Origin of the sequence: Pseudoalteromonas phenolica, assembly GCF_001444405.1 — a bacterium.
Classification (GTDB): Bacteria; Pseudomonadota; Gammaproteobacteria; order Enterobacterales; family Alteromonadaceae; genus Pseudoalteromonas; species Pseudoalteromonas phenolica.
In genome coordinates this window covers 1,945,937-1,961,877 of record NZ_CP013187.1, presented here as the reverse complement: position 1 = coordinate 1,961,877, position 15,941 = coordinate 1,945,937, and the positions used below count along the sequence as shown (strand labels likewise).

Sequence of the window (15,941 nt, the reverse complement as noted above, 5' to 3'; positions counted from 1 at the left end):
CTCCTTTAGCTGTTATTTGAAACTATTTCATAAGCACCATCCTGGTCAAAATCCATGCAAACATAATAGGGGAGTAGGGCTTTTTGCTGCCCAATTTTAATGCCAAACATCTGATCAAACGGGAAAGCATCGAGTTTATTGATGTTGACGTGATACTCATCTTTAAGCATTGCTATCTTATGGATTTTTCTCACAGTTGAAGGTGAGTGAACCACGGCACTGTATACCGCATTGTAGGCAAACCCGTCAGGTATTTGTTTAAACAGAATTTGATCCATTTGCGGGTTTTTAATCCCACTCATAAATTGCTTTATAAGTTCAGCGCTTATTTGGATCTCCTCTATACTCGCGTGGATAAGTTCAGCCACTTCTTGACCAACTTCTATGATCTCTTCAAATAGCGAATCACCGTCAGAGAAACGTTTAATGGTGAGCAATTCGTGCCAGTCCATTTTGGTAGTTGGATTAAACGGCTGAAATGTTTCTAGGCTTAACGTAAAGTTGTCAGCTTGTTTATAGTCACTAGGCATAGAGTAGCGGCACAAATACTTGTTATAACCCCAAGTTTCGCGACCATTCACTAAGGCGTTAATATTATTTACGGTAATAAACGCCGGATACCAATAAATATGTAAAGCTTTCTTGGTGCTCTTATCTACCTTAGCAATAGGTAACCAAACAATAATATCTGTTTCTTGCATCCAACCGTATTGACTAAATGGTTCAACTTTTGAAGCGATGTTTTCAATATCAGTAAAAGTAAGTAAACAATATTGAGATAGCGGTTTAAAATACACATCATTTGTTGAAACTGAATTTAGCGTTGAATCGACAAAATTGGTGATCGTGTCGTATTTGCCTTCAATAAAAAAACCGTACATTCTTGCATTGAGCATACGACAGGGTGGTTTTGCAATAGGGTTACCCAAAAAGTGCTGGTAACTTCCAGAGTTATTCTCTGACATAGCAATTTCCTTCTTTGATAGCATGATTGCTCTATCTGTTTTAGCAGAGGAAATTTGAATTATCGAGTTAATCATGAGAAATAGCAGAGTACATACTCCGCTATTTTCATACTATGCTGCTGAAGTATTGGCTTTCTTATTTTTTGCCATCTTCTTCGCACGTTTGATCGCTGACTTTTTAGATGCTTTTTTTTGGGCAATTTTCATTACCTTGGCATCTTTAAGTTGCTTAGTCGCATATTTCAGTTTCTTAATGGCTTTGTCAGCAGCAACTTCAGCTTCTTTGGCTTGTTCAACAGCAAGTTGTGCTTGATCAGAGGCATCTTTTGCAATTGCTGATGTGCGTTCGACCTCTTGCTGGCTCAACTGAATTATTTTTTCCAGTTTCATCAGTCTATCTTCAAAAACAAGCTCGGCATCTAATGTTAATTCCTCCATTGTGCCTCCTTATTTACGCTCGAAAGAGCTTGGTTCGCCAACAATCAGTGGGTCAACTTGATTAACCACGTCTTCGTCTTTGCCTGGGTAATCTAAACAGCTCAAGAAATGTCTCATACAGTTAATGCGGCCACGTTTTTTATCGTCAGAGCGGATCTGAGTCCATGGTGCATCTTTAGTGTGGGTGTGAAACATCATGGCATCTTTCGCTTCACTGTAATCGTGCCATTTAGACAATGAGGCCATATCGACAGGGCTAAGTTTCCATTGCTTTAGAGGATCGTTTTGACGAGATTTAAAACGCCTAAATTGCTCTTCACGACTCACAGAGAACCAGTATTTGAATAATTTAATACCACTATTAACTAGCATGCGTTCTAGGTCGGGTGTTTGTCGCATAAATTCGAGATATTCATTATCGTCACAAAAACCCATTACTTTTTCTACACCAGCACGGTTATACCAAGAGCGGTCAAAAAGAATGATTTCACCTTTTGTAGGTAAATGCTGAATATAGCGTTGGAAATACCATTGATTACGCTCTCTTGCGTTAGGCTTTTCAAGTGCGATGACATGTGCGCCACGGGGGTTTAGGTGTTCCATAAAGCGCTTAATTGTTCCGCCTTTTCCCGCTGCATCTCGGCCTTCAAATAGTACAACAATACGTTGGTTAGTGTTTTTTACCCAACCTTGCATTTTAAGAAGCTCTATTTGCAATTCATGCTTATGCCTTTCGTAGTCTACGACATCCATTTTTGATGAATAGGGGTATTTACCATCTGCGTTCCATTTCATTGGTGGATTTTTTACATTTAGGTCAAATACCACCTCGCTATTTGAGTCTTTAACATGATCAGACGATGAGGTTGGAAATTGCTCTATATTATTTGATTGCACGGGCGCTTCCTTATCCAAAAAATTAAACTGTTAACACCTTACTATAAAGCGCGCTTTAAGCAGTGTATTGATCTATGTCTAATTGAGCATAAAAGAAGCAATAAAAAAGGGAGCTTAATACTCCCTTGAGAATGGCTTAGTTACAGCCTACTTGAATTTGTTCTGTCCAAACGGTGACAACAAAATCGTTATAATCGCCATCATTTTGGTCTTCCCAATACTGTTTTTGACCGTGCCACCTGAAGTTATTAGTTAACTTAGAAGCATTGCCATTTAATGCCAAAGCGTAGTCAAATTGAGTTGAAGCAGGCAATTGATAACTACCGGAACCACCGTATTCATCAAGAAGTTTGATGAACTGATTATTTACTTTCAAGCCCCAATCATTGTTATAACCAGCGCTTTCACTTACAAATTGATAGTTTATTTTGGTATATGGCGTAGGTGTACATTCTGCGTCATCGTTCAATATCATTGCTGGCGCATTTGCGTTACCAGTACTGTTCGAATTTGCGGTAGCCTGAATAGTAAAAGATTTTGTTTCACTAAATTCAGCATTATCAATAGTTGGAATTTCAATAGTGCTATCGGTTTCACCTGCAGTAAACGTTATTAGTTGTGTTGCAAAATTATAATCAGCACTAGTTGCTGTGCCTTCAATCGCAGACACTTCAACTTCAACGTTTTGATAATAGCTGTTAGAAAGACTAACAGTGAAAGATAAGGTCTGACCCTCTGTGACAGTATCTTCAATTGCCGAAATAGAAATACTTGGTAGTGGGTCTGTTTCGCAGAGCGGGGCTGTATAACATGCAGTACTTATGGACGTATTCGTTGTCAAATCGTTCAGTCTAACGGGGACTTCTGAAATAAAACAGGTATTACCAGAATACGGATTAAGTTTATAAATATCAGATTTGTTGGTGTGACCTAAATCGTTTATTTTAGTCCGGCTAATGATTAAGTTTCCTGCTTTGTCTACAGTCGCACCGGTAACCGCTGTTAGGTTATGCTTTGCTAATTTTTCAACTGAATAATCAGACTTGTTGATCTTATAGGAAGTCGTGCTGGTTACTAATACCAATTCATTTTCATAGAAGGCTAAATCGCCACGATATTTACCGCTGAGAGTACCTAAATCAGCAAGCTTAGTGTATTCAGCGGTTTGTGGGTTAATTTCGTAAAGCTCTGAAAATGTGCTGCCGATTAAGCGATTATTCGTTTCATCAAAGACAAGAGAAATAACACCTTTTGTTCGGCCTATTTCGGTGTGGCTTTGTGTATTAACATCGTAAAAAGCAAGCTTAGTATATTTAAATCGACTTCCAGAAATAGGTAAGTGTTTTTTTTCTGAACTTGATAAGTTTAAATGGCTGATGTCTACTTTGTAGTCTAAAGCTCTAGGGGCAGAGACATAGTAGATTCTATTCTGTTGAGTATCATACGCTAACGCAGCAGAGCTGAATTTGGCAACAGAGTCAGCTTCGACAGATTGAAGTTGCTCATTAAGTTTAAATAATATACCAGTTTCGCCTCGACCTGCGTTAATACCGTAAAGTTCACCTTTACATTCATTCGCAGATAAAGACAGTGAAGCTGTCGAAATTGCAATCGCCAAAGACGAAAGTGTGAAAAACCTATACATAGTGCAATCCTAAATTCAGTTCCATAACTATAGAAAACACAAAGTAATGACACATCAAATCCAAATTGATGTGGGTCTTAGTCCATCAAGGGAAGGCGCATCCATTATTATCTTTGCAGATATTTTTTATTATCGCCTTGTTGTTAACGGTTTGCAAACATAAATTAGTTCTTTTGTATTTGCTTTTCGAAGTTTGGTAATAGTTCCTCAATAATTTTTTTGGCAGGTATAGTGTAGCGAGTACCGTTGAACATAACTGATGTATGCTCGTTGATGTCAGTGATACCGGTTAAGGTCCAACCTTCACCGCGTTCGTGACAGAACACTTTTGTTGTAGGGGGTATAACTTTAAATGTTTGGCTCATACTGCTCTCCAGAGTAAAAAGCCTATTTTATAGCAACTGTTAAAAATGCAAAGTTAGCAAATCAAGAAAAACCAGAATATTTGCAAAAAGCAGTATGGAAACCATACTGCTTTTTAATCTTTAAAATCAGCTTATATTAAAGGTAAGTGATGTTACCGATATTTAAGCTTTCGAGCTGAGACTTAATCTTGGCAACATCGCCAACAATAACCCAAGTTAGTTGATTTGGGTTGATTAGATTTTTCGCTTCATTATGAATATCTTTGAGTTCTAACGATTTTACTTTTTCGCCATATTGCTCAAGGTATTCAATTGTACGGCCTTTGCTATACGCATCAGCCAGCGCATTACGAAGACTGCGTTTTTTCTCGTAACTTCCTGGGATCTTAGCAACCTTGTTAGACACAACTTTGTCTAGCTCGGCATTTTTTGCAAGGTCAGACTTAATATAACCGTTAAGCTCTTTTAAGATTTCTTGGATAGAATCTTTTGTTTTATCAGTCTGAACAGGAGCATAAACAATAAATGGTGATTGAGCTTGTGCATTCATAAGCATACTACGAGCACCGTATGACCAACCTTTGTCTTCACGTAGGTTCATATTGATACGTGAAGTAAATGTACCACCTAAAATTGCGTTCATAACATCAAGTTTAATGTCTTGATCTGGTTTTAGGTTGTCGCGTGATTTGCCAAGTAGGCCAGCAATAATCAACGATTGCGGTGCTTCTGGCTTATCAAGTACAAAGATTTGCGCTTTTTCAGGTGCAGCAACTTGTTTGAATTGTTTCACAGGTTTTGCAGTATTAGGTGCTTTCCATTGGCCTAGTTGCGATTCAAGAGAAGCAGTTAAAGTATCTAGGTCAATATCACCAACCACTACCATGCGTGCGTTGTCAGGGCGTAGCCACTTTCTTAAATGCGCTTCGATATCGGCTTTAGTGATTGCTTTAACGTCTTCTTCACTACCTGAACCTGTTAGAGGTTGCGCGTATGGGTGACCTTCACCATAAAGGAGTGGTGGAAGAATACGGTAAGCGTTTGTCTGCGGGCGAGCTTGTTCTTGCTTAATGCCATCTAACACTAATTTTCTTACACGCTCAATATCAGCGTCTTTTAATGCAGGGTTTTGTAAGATATCTGCGAACAGTGAAATACTCTTTTCCCAGTTAACAGAAAGTGTACTTAAGGTCATAGATGAAGTATCTAAGCTTGCCCATGCACCTACTGACGCGCCAATCTTTTCTAGCTCAGCTGCTAATTGTAACGCATCTAAACTCGTCGTACCTTCATCTAGCATTGACATAGAGAAGTTAGCTAAACCAGATTTAGCTTCAATGTCTGTCGCGAAACCAGAATCAAACTGTAAGCTAAGTTCAACAGTCGGTGTATCGGAACGTTTTGCTAAGACAACTTCAAGACCATTACTTAGTGTTGTAGTTTGCACTTCTGGTAAATCTAGTTTTGGTAGTGAATCAACACTTGGTACCTTTGAACGATCAGCGCCTTTTTCGTTAGCTGAATACTTTTCAAAAGGGTTAATTGTTAAGATAAATTCACCATCAGTAAGCCATTTTTCAGCAGCTCGTTGTACATCTGCAACAGTAGCGTTTGCCTGAATTTCTTGTGATTTTTTATAAAAGCCTGGGTCATTATGATAGATAGCACCTGATGCTAAAACATCAGACTTACCACCGAAACCGCCTACACCTTCAACTCGCTTTATCCAACCAGAAGCATTTGCAAACTTAATGCGGTTTAGCTCTTCAGCTTTTGGACCTTCAGTGATTAAACGATTTAGTTCTTCATCAATGATGGCTTCAATCTCTGGTAGTTTACTCTTATCTAACGCGTCAGCACCTAGAATAATCTGACCGGCTAGTACGCGCTGGAAGTTAAACGCAAATACGCTAGATGCAAGTTGCTCTTGATAAACTAAGCGTTGGTAAAGACGACTGTTTTTGCCAGAAGCAAGTACGTCAGCAAAAAGAGAAAGGTATTCAGAGTCGGCAGTTCCAAGTTCGGCGGTATTCCATACTTTTAGAACACGTGACGCAGGAACGCGGTCTTGCATAACCATACGCTTTTCGCCACTACGCTTAGCAACCCATGCTTCCATCTGCGCTACAGGTTTACCAGGTTTTATGTCACCAAAGTATTTGTTTGCTTTTTCTTTTGCTGTTTCGACGTCAATGTCACCAGCTAGCACTAATACGGCATTGTTAGGGCCATAGTAATCTTTAAACCATTGGTGCACGTCCTCTAGTGATGCAGCATTAAGGTCGTCCATAGAACCAATTACTGTCCACGAATAAGGGTGACCTTTTGGGAAAGTATTAACTGTAATTGCTTCCCACATTTTACCGTAAGGTTGGCCTTCACTTTGACGCTTTTCGTTTTGTACAACGCCACGTTGTTCGTCTAACTTTTCTTGAGTAATTGCGCCTAGTAGATGACCCATACGATCAGATTCCATCCACAGTGCCATATCAAGTGCTGTAGTTGGTACGTTTTGGAAATAGTTAGTACGGTCACTATTTGTTGTGCCGTTCATTTCAGTTGCACCAGCTCTTTCAAACGGACCAAAGTATTCATCATCATAGTTTTCTGAACCATTGAACATTAAGTGTTCAAATAGGTGAGCAAAACCAGACTTGCCTTCAGGTTCATGCTTTGAACCAACGTTATACCAAACGTTAACAGCAACGATAGGTGCTTTACGGTCTGTGTGAACAACAACTTTTAAACCATTGTCTAAAGTGAAAGTATCGTAAGCAATATCGATACTTGGTAAGGCTTGTGTGGAACTTGCGACGACTGAATTTTGAGAAGAAGAATTGGTTGTTGAGTTACAACCTGTCAAGGCAAGGCTTACAGCTAAAGCCAACGCCGATAATGCAGTTTTTTTCATTTTTATATGTCCATATTGTTTGTATATTATCGGTACATAGTTTAACACTTAAATTGAAACGAATAATTTAAGTTTGTAACTAAATGTAGAAAGTTATAGACGAAAAAAAACCCCTCGTTTGAGGGGTTTTGGGTAACTCAGCGCGTTAGCACTGGGAATGAGGTCGGTACATTCGTGTTGTTATTGTTGACACTGAAACTAGAACTGCATTTCAGGGATATCGCCTTCAACGATCAGCTTACCCGCTGTTTTGCTTATAATTTCATCAACAGTAACACCCGGCGCGCGTTCTAGCAAATAAAATGCGCCATCTTTAACTTCTAATACGGCAAGGTCAGTTACGATCTTCTTGACACAATTAACACCAGTTAAAGGCAGCGAGCATTTCTCTAATAATTTAGAGTCGCCATGTTTACTGGCATGGGTCATAGTAACGATGATGTTTTGTGCGCCGGCAACTAAATCCATCGCGCCACCCATGCCTTTGATTAATTTTTTCGGGATCATCCAAGAAGCGATATTACCCTCTTGGTCAACTTCAAATGCACCTAGAACCGTTAAGTCTACATGACCACCACGTATCATGGCAAAACTTTCGGCACTATTAAAAATAGCTGCACCAGTAGCAGCTGTCACGGTTTCTTTACCCGCATTGATCATATCTGCATCAACTTGCTCTTCAGTAGGGTATGGACCCATGCCTAATAAGCCATTTTCTGATTGAAGCATAACTTCAATGCCGTCAGGTACATAGTTAGCCACCAGGGTAGGAATACCAATACCTAAATTTACGTAATAACCGTCTTGAAGTTCTTGCGCAACACGCATTGCAACTTGTTCACGAGATAAAGCCATTGTTATGCTCCTTACTTACTGGTTGTAACGCGTTCGATGCGTTTTTCAAAGTCGCCTTTGATAACACGGTTTACATAAATGCCTGGTGTGTGAATTTGACTTGGTTCAAGTTCACCCGGCTCTACGATTTCTTCAACTTCAGCAACGGTAATTTTACCCGCCGTTGCAGCCATAGGGTTAAAGTTCATTGCCGTATGGCGGAAAACAAGGTTGCCGTAACGGTCTGCTTTCCATGCTTTTACAATGGCAAATTCACCGGTGATTGATTCTTCAAGAATATAAGGGCGGCCGTTGAACTCTTTAACTTCTTTACCTTCAGCAATCGGTGTACCGTATCCTGTTGCAGTATAGAAACCAGGAATACCTGCACCACCGGCACGCATTTTCTCAGCCAAAGTACCTTGTGGCGTTAACTCAACGTCGATGATGCCGTCTAGTAATTGCTGCTCGAAAAGGGCATTTTCACCAACATAAGAGGCGATGATTTTTTTGATCTGACGGTCTTGTAATAAAATACCTAAACCAAAGTCATCAACACCACAGTTGTTAGAGACAACAGTCAGCTCTTTGGTTTGTAGACGTTTAATTTCTGCAATTAAACCTTCAGGGATCCCACATAAACCAAAACCACCGGCGATGATGGTATCACCATCTTTTAAACCCGCCATTGCTTCGGCGTAGCTATTCACTACTTTATCAAAACCGGCCATAAGACCACTCCTAACTTTTGTTTGTCAAAAGAGCGCAAGCATTATGCTCACGCCACTATCATTTTTATTGTTCGCACTTCGCACGTAATGCTAAAGAAACCTTGCTGGCAGGGGGCTTATTTAAGGCATCACAGATAGCCCAACCTGCCTTGGCAAGCCTTTCTAAATCAATTTGGGTACTTATGCCAAGCCCTTCAAGTAAGTAAATGACATCTTCAGTGGCAACATTTCCTGACGCACCTTGTGCATAAGGGCAACCACCTAGGCCTGCAACGGCACTGTCTATGGTACTAATACCCATTTCTAGTGCCGTGTGGATATTGGCGATAGCTTGGCCGTAGGTATCGTGAAAGTGCACAGCCAGCTTGTCTAAAGGCAGTTCTTTAGTAAGCAAATCAAGTAGCTTTTTCACTTTACTTGGTGTACCAACGCCTATGGTGTCGCCCAGGCTTATTTCATAACAGCCAAGAGCCAACAATTGTTTACACACATCAAGTACTGCCTCGGGTTGCACATCGCCTTGATAAGGGCAGCCAACCACACAACTGACATAGCCGCGAACTTTAACGTTATGTTGCTGAGCTAGCTCTACTACAGGTTTAAAGCGCTCAATACTTTCTTCAATAGAGCAATTAATGTTCTTTTGAGTAAACGCTTCGCTGGCCGCGGTAAAAATAGCGAACTCTTTAATGCCGCATTCAAGGGCGGCTTCTGCGCCTTTTAAGTTTGGTGTGAGCGCTGAAAGCTGCGCATTTTGGTTAACAGATAAACCTTTTATAACTTCAGCCGAGTCCGCCATTTGCGGCACCCACTTAGGCGATACAAAGGCACCTGCCTCAAGATGAATAACACCAGCTTCAGATAGCCCATTTAGCAGGGTTATCTTTTGCTCAGTGGTGACTTTGCTTTCATTTTGTAAGCCATCACGGGCACCCACTTCAACGATTTTGACCTGAGTTGGATACGCCATGTTATGCCTCCACAGCTTCAACGATGGCAAGTAGGGCACCGTGACTTACTAATTCGCCTTCAGCAAAGCAATAACTGGTTAATGTGCCCGCAAATGGAGCGTTAAGCGTATACTCCATCTTCATGGCTTCTATAACTACTACTGCATCACCTTTAGCGACTTCAGTACCGACATCAACTAGGTGTTTTACAACCGTACCGTTTAGCGGCGCTGCTAATGGTGCTTCTTCGTGCTCATGTTGGCTAATGTAGTGTTTAGAGCGTAAATCAAAAGTACGTACAAAAGCACTGAACATCACCGTCACTTGCTCGTCATTGACCAATGCACTGGCTTTGTAGATACGACCATCAAGGTTGATAGTCAAAGATTCACTGTTAAGAGTTGCTGAAACTGTATGCTCGTTACCATTCACCGTTAATTTAAAGCCATTGTCTTGAACAAACGCTTTAATGTTTAAACCATCAAACGGCACAACTACAGAAGCAGACTGGTTTAGCTTAAAGCCTATGGCACTTTGCCAAGGTGATTTAGCTGCAGCAAAATTCGCTTGGTTTTGTTTATTTGCTAAGTAAGCCGCTGCTGCAATCACTGAGATCATTTCTTCAGGTGCGTGCTCAACAGTTAATACATCAGTTTGAGTATCAATAAAGTGGGTATCTGGTGCACCAGCAACAAAAGTATCGTGTCCCGATAGGTGATGTAAAAACGCAATGTTCGATTTAACACCCGATAAATGCACTTCTTCAAGTGCGTGGTGAAGCTTTAACAATGCCGTTTTACGATCTGCGCCATGCACAATTAACTTGGCGATCATTGGGTCGTAGAATGGGCTGATCTCAGCACCCGATTGAACACCTGTATCAACACGTACGCCTTGGTTTTCAGCAGGGAAAGATAAATGTGTTAGTGTGCCAGAGTATGGCATAAAGTTTTCAGTCGGATCTTCGGCGTAAATACGCGCTTCAAAACTATGACCCGATAAAGTCACTTGATCTTGCTGAAGAGGAAGTACTTCACCACTTGCGACACGAATTTGCCATTCAACAAGGTCAAGGCCTGTTACCATTTCTGTAACCGGGTGTTCAACTTGCAGGCGCGTGTTCATTTCCATAAAGAAGAATTCGTCACCGCACAGTAGAAACTCAACCGTACCTGCACCGCGATAGTTAATTGCTTGAGCACAACGTACCGCTGCTTCACCCATCTCTCGACGAAGATCGTCAGATAAACCCGGGGCAGGAGCTTCTTCAATGACTTTTTGGTGACGGCGTTGTAAAGAGCAATCTCGGTCACCTAAATAAACACAGTTACCATGCGTATCTGCAAAGACTTGTACTTCAACGTGACGTGGCGTATCTACGTAGCGCTCAAGTAAAACTAGGTCGTTACCGAATCCAGCAAGCGCTTCACGTTTTGCACCTTCTAAGGCGCTTACAAACTCTGAATCTTCACGAACAACACGCATGCCTTTACCACCGCCGCCAAACGCAGCTTTGATAAGCACTGGATAACCAATTTTCTCAGCTTCTGCCGTTAAAAAGTCGACATCTTGGTTTTGACCATAGTAACCAGGCACAAGCGGTACATTGGCTTCAGCCATTATCTCTTTAGCACGAGTTTTTGAACCCATCGCTTCAATAGAGCTTGCCAGTGGCCCTAAGAAAGCAATACCTGATTCTTCACACTTTTGCGCAAAAACATCGTTTTCAGATAAAAAGCCGTAGCCCGGGTGAATACAATCAGCACCAGCTAGTTTTGCTACTTCTAGAACTCTATCAGCAACTAGGTAAGAATCTTTACTTGGTGCTGGGCCTATATGGTAGGCTTCATCAGCCTGTTTAACATGCAGGGCATTGGCATCTGCATCGGAATAAACGGCAACGGTGCGCAAACCTAAACGTTTAGCTGTTTTCATAACGCGGCAGGCAATTTCACCACGGTTCGCAATTAGAATTTTCTTTAACATAGTAATGACCTTATTGCTTTGCGGCGGTTTGCCAATTTGGCGCACGTTTATCGAAAAATGCAGTTAAGCCTTCTTGGCCTTCTTCACTTACTCTGATTTCAGCAATGCGTTTTGCCGTATGAAGAATAAGCTCTGCATCAATGTCTTGATTAGCCACTTCATTAATTAATGACTTTGCTGATTTAACAGCTGCTGGACCATTGTTCAGTAATAATTCAACAAACTGGTCTTGTGCAGCAGTCAGCTCATCATTAATCTCATGAATTAAGCCCATATCTAGCGCTTTATCAGCCATAAACACTTCAGCCGTTAAAAAGTAGCGACGGGCTTGGCGCTCACCGATAGCTTTAATGACATACGGGCTAATAACGGCAGGGATAAGACCGAGCTTAACTTCGCTTAAACAGAATTTTGAATTGCTAGTTGCAACAGCAATGTCACAACAGGCGATTAAACCCAGTGCACCACCAAATGCTGCGCCTTGCACTAAACACAGAGTTGGGTGAGGGCTGGTAGCTAGCACGTGCATTAACTTTGCAAGTTGCTCTGAATCTGCGACGTTTTCATCGTAATTATTCCCCGCCATTGATTTCATCCAACCAAGGTCGGCACCTGCAGAGAAGTGTTTACCTTCGGTTTTTAAAACCAAAGCACGGATATCAAGGCTATTTGCATGCTCAATGCATTGGATCAACTCATTGATCACATGCGAGTCAAAGGCGTTATGTTTTTCAGGGCGACTTAGTTCTAAAATCGCCACTTTTGTTTTTGTTATATTTAAAGTGACCGACATAGTGCGCTCCTTACATTCTGAAAATGCCAAATTTAGATTCTTGCTTAGGCGCGTTAGCCGCAGCTTCAAGGGCAAGACCTAAAACAGTACGAGTATCAGCAGGGTCAATGATACCGTCGTCCCATAAACGTGCGCTTGCATAATAAGGATGACCTTGCTCTTCATATTGCGCAACAATTGGCTTTTTGAACTCAGCAACTTCTTCGTCAGTCATGCTCAAACCCTTACGTGCAAGGCCGTCTTGACGCACTTGCGTCAGTACACCCGCAGCTTGTTCACCACCCATCACTGAAATACGTGCATTTGGCCACATCCACATCATGGTAGGCTCATAAGCACGACCACACATGCCATAGTTACCTGCGCCGTATGAGCCGCCAATTAATACTGTAAATTTAGGCACGTCAGCACAAGATACAGCAGTTACCATTTTAGCCCCGTGTTTAGCGATGCCTTCAGCTTCGTATTTTTGACCCACCATAAAGCCAGTGATATTTTGCAAAAACAGCAAAGGAACGTCGCGCTGTGCACATAATTGAATAAAGTGTGCGCCTTTTTGTGCCGACTCAGAGAATAAGATACCGTTGTTGGCTACAATCCCTACTGGATGACCGTAGATTTCAGCAAAGCCAGTAACAAGGGTTTCACCAAAGTAGCGCTTGAATTCGTCAAATTGAGAATCATCAACAATACGTGCAATCACTTCACGTACATCAAATGGTTTTTTCAGATCAGTACCAACAATGCCATACACTTCACGAATATCGTAACGTGGTGGCTTAATGTCTTTTAGGATAGGTGCAGTAGGGCGTTGATGATTGAAACGCGCAACACATTGACGGGCAATCGATAGCGCATGTTCGTCGTTTTCTGCATAGTGATCGGCAACACCAGATGTTTTACAGTGTACATCTGCACCGCCTAAATCTTCGGCTGATACTTCTTCACCCGTTGCTGCTTTTACAAGAGGCGGACCCGCTAAGAAAATCGTGCCTTGCTCTTTTACGATGATACTTTCATCTGCCATTGCCGGTACATACGCACCACCAGCAGTACATAAACCCATTACCACGGCAATTTGTGGAATGCCCTTAGCCGACATGCGTGCCTGATTATAGAAAATACGACCGAAATGCAATTTGTCAGGGAATACTTCGTCTTGTTCGGGTAAGTTTGCGCCACCAGAATCAACCAAATAAATACAAGGTAGATGACAACGCTCTGCGATTTCTTGAGCGCGTAAATGTTTTTTAACAGTCAGTGGGAAGTAAGTGCCGCCTTTTACGGTTGCATCGTTACCGACAATCATACACTCAACGCCTTGAACTCGGCCAATACCAGCAACGACACCTGCACAAGGTATATCTTCCTCGTAAACGCCAAACGCAGCAAATTGAGAGATTTCTAGAAAAGGAGAACCTTCATCAAGAAGGGTATTGATGCGGTCACGAACAAACATTTTTCCGCGACTTTCATGACGAGCGATAAGTGCTTCACCACCGCCTTGTGCAAGTTGAGCAACTTTGTCGTTTAAATCTGCAACCAGTGAAGCCATAGCTTCACTGTTTGCTTTAAACTGACTGTCATGCACATTAATAGATGAGTTTAAAACAGTCATGGTGTGTCCTTAGCGGCTTTCTGTGAATAGTTCACGACCAATTAACATACGGCGAATTTCAGACGTACCCGCACCAATCTCATAGAGTTTGGCATCACGTAATAGTCGTCCTGTTGCGTATTCGTTGATGTAACCGTTACCTCCTAAAATTTGAATCGCATCTAGTGCAAGCTTTGTTGCTAGCTCTGCAGCATATAAAATGGCACCTGCAGCATCTTTACGGGTTGTTTCACCACGGTCACAAGCTTTTGCTACCGTGTATACGTATGAACGCGCGGCATTCATTTGCGTATACATGTCGGCAACTTTGCCTTGAATTAACTGGAACTCACCAATTGATTTGTTGAACTGCTTACGCTCGTGAATATAAGGCACAACAATGTCCATACACGCTTGCATGATACCTAGTGGGCCACCGGCAAGCACAACACGCTCATAATCAAGACCACTCATGAGCACTTTAACGCCTTCGTTTAAGGTGCCTAGAATGTTCTCTTCTGGTACTTCACAGTCTTCAAAAACCAACTCACAGGTGTTTGAACCACGCATACCTAATTTATCAAGCTTTTGTGCGGTAGAAAAACCTGGGAAGTTCTTTTCAATGATGAAGGCTGTGATCCCTTTAGAACCAGCTTCTAAATCAGTCTTTGCATAAACAACTAAAACATCTGCATCAGGACCGTTAGTGATCCACATTTTATTGCCGTTAAGAATGTACTTGTCACCTTTCTTTTCAGCTTTTAACTTCATCGAAACAACATCAGAACCAGCATTTGGTTCACTCATAGCTAGAGCGCCAATGTGTTCGCCGCTGATTAGCTTAGGTAGATACTTTTGTTTTTGCGCGTCGTTACCGTTGCGGTTAATTTGGTTTACACACAGGTTAGAGTGAGCGCCATAGCTTAAACCGATAGAGGCACTTGCACGGCTGATTTCTTCAATCGCAATAACGTGCTCTAGGTAGCCCATATTTGCACCACCAAACTCTTCAGGTACGGTAATACCTAATAAGCCCATCTCCCCGAATTGTGGCCAAAGTTGATTTGGGAATGCATTGTCTAAATCAGTTTTCTCAGCAAGTGGTGCAATTTCAGCACTTGCAAAGCTATTAACATGATCACGGATCATGTCAGCTGTTTCACCTAATCCAAAGTTTAATTCTTTATATAAAGATACAGTGCTCATCTTGGTTATCCTGTGTGAGAGTTATTATAAATTTAATTAGTCTTCGTGCTCATCAAGCTCTTTAAGGGTGTCTCGACAACGGCGCTCTGCGGTAACGAGTTCCATTAGAACCACTTTAATGTCATCCATTTGTTGACTTAAATCAGCTTTCTTTTCTTCTATTAGCGCCAACATAGTGGTGAGCTGTTTCGCACTTGATTTATCGGCATCGTAAAGTTCAAACAATCTGCCTGTTTCAGCGAGAGTGAAGCCTAATCGCTTGCCGCGTAAGATAAGTTTTAGACGTACTTTGTCTCGTTTTGAATAAATGCGGGTTTGACCATTTCGCTCAGGCGAAATTAATCCCTGATCTTCATAAAAACGAATAGAACGGGTGGTAATGTCAAATTCCTTAGCCAATTCGCTAATAGAGAATGTAGGTTCGTTAAGGTTATCTTGCATAATTGTTTAACACTTACTTCAAAACAGATTAGACCAATATAAGTGAAGTTTACGTAAAGGTAAAGTTGCGTTTTGGGGAATGTAATAGTGAGTGTTAATAAAAAGAGTGAATATCTAATGCAGTTCTAACTAAATAAACCGCCTTTTCGCAGTTTCTAGCAGTATTGGCAAGGAAAACGTGC

At 41.5% G+C, this 15,941-nt stretch carries 14 protein-coding genes; all 14 read right to left on the bottom strand.

Features of this window, described 5'->3' with window-relative positions:
- Window positions 1-5: 5 nt before the first annotated feature.
- Window positions 6-965 (bottom strand): hypothetical protein, encoded by a 960-nt coding sequence (locus PP2015_RS08590; RefSeq protein WP_058029879.1) that lies wholly within the window; start codon window positions 963-965, stop codon window positions 6-8.
- Between the two features lie 111 nt (window positions 966-1,076).
- On the bottom strand, window positions 1,077-1,403 hold the full coding sequence (locus PP2015_RS08585; RefSeq protein ID WP_058029878.1) for a hypothetical protein: 327 nt from the start codon (window positions 1,401-1,403) through the stop codon (window positions 1,077-1,079).
- Window positions 1,404-1,412: 9 nt separating this feature from the next.
- The gene (gene ppk2, locus PP2015_RS08580; protein WP_227009253.1) at window positions 1,413-2,300 is read right to left on the bottom strand and encodes a polyphosphate kinase 2; all 888 of its coding nucleotides are present in this window, start codon (window positions 2,298-2,300) and stop codon (window positions 1,413-1,415) included.
- A 136-nt stretch (window positions 2,301-2,436) separates the two neighbouring features.
- A complete protein-coding gene (locus tag PP2015_RS08575) occupies window positions 2,437-3,945 on the bottom strand; it encodes a Calx-beta domain-containing protein (protein WP_058029877.1) in 1,509 nt (502 codons plus the stop codon).
- Between the two features lie 164 nt (window positions 3,946-4,109).
- Window positions 4,110-4,310, bottom strand: a complete 201-nt coding sequence (locus PP2015_RS08570) for a hypothetical protein (RefSeq protein WP_058029876.1) — start codon at window positions 4,308-4,310, stop codon at window positions 4,110-4,112.
- A gap of 136 nt (window positions 4,311-4,446) precedes the next feature.
- On the bottom strand, window positions 4,447-7,221 hold the full coding sequence (locus tag PP2015_RS08565) for a M16 family metallopeptidase (RefSeq protein WP_193330512.1): 2,775 nt from the start codon (window positions 7,219-7,221) through the stop codon (window positions 4,447-4,449).
- Window positions 7,222-7,419: 198 nt separating this feature from the next.
- Complete coding sequence (locus tag PP2015_RS08560) at window positions 7,420-8,076, bottom strand: CoA transferase subunit B (protein ID WP_058029875.1); 657 nt, start codon at window positions 8,074-8,076, stop codon at window positions 7,420-7,422.
- Window positions 8,077-8,087: 11 nt separating this feature from the next.
- Window positions 8,088-8,786, bottom strand: a complete 699-nt coding sequence (locus PP2015_RS08555) for a CoA transferase subunit A (RefSeq protein ID WP_058029874.1) — start codon at window positions 8,784-8,786, stop codon at window positions 8,088-8,090.
- Between the two features lie 64 nt (window positions 8,787-8,850).
- Window positions 8,851-9,756: a hydroxymethylglutaryl-CoA lyase gene (locus tag PP2015_RS08550; protein ID WP_058029873.1), complete on the bottom strand. Its 906-nt coding sequence runs from the start codon at window positions 9,754-9,756 to the stop codon at window positions 8,851-8,853.
- 1 nt (window position 9,757) lies between these two features.
- Window positions 9,758-11,722, bottom strand: a complete 1,965-nt coding sequence (locus tag PP2015_RS08545; protein WP_058029872.1) for an acetyl/propionyl/methylcrotonyl-CoA carboxylase subunit alpha — start codon at window positions 11,720-11,722, stop codon at window positions 9,758-9,760.
- Between the two features lie 10 nt (window positions 11,723-11,732).
- Window positions 11,733-12,515, bottom strand: coding sequence for an enoyl-CoA hydratase-related protein (locus tag PP2015_RS08540; protein WP_058029871.1), 783 nt, complete (start codon window positions 12,513-12,515; stop codon window positions 11,733-11,735).
- Window positions 12,516-12,525: 10 nt separating this feature from the next.
- Entirely contained in the window at window positions 12,526-14,133 is a 1,608-nt protein-coding gene (locus tag PP2015_RS08535) for a carboxyl transferase domain-containing protein (protein ID WP_058029870.1), read from the bottom strand.
- A gap of 9 nt (window positions 14,134-14,142) precedes the next feature.
- Window positions 14,143-15,318 carry an isovaleryl-CoA dehydrogenase gene (locus tag PP2015_RS08530; protein ID WP_058029869.1) on the bottom strand — a complete coding sequence of 392 codons (1,176 nt, stop codon included), beginning with the start codon at window positions 15,316-15,318 and terminating at the stop codon, window positions 14,143-14,145.
- 36 nt (window positions 15,319-15,354) lie between these two features.
- Window positions 15,355-15,759 carry a MerR family transcriptional regulator gene (locus tag PP2015_RS08525; RefSeq protein WP_058029868.1) on the bottom strand — a complete coding sequence of 135 codons (405 nt, stop codon included), beginning with the start codon at window positions 15,757-15,759 and terminating at the stop codon, window positions 15,355-15,357.
- Window positions 15,760-15,941: the final 182 nt, after the last annotated feature.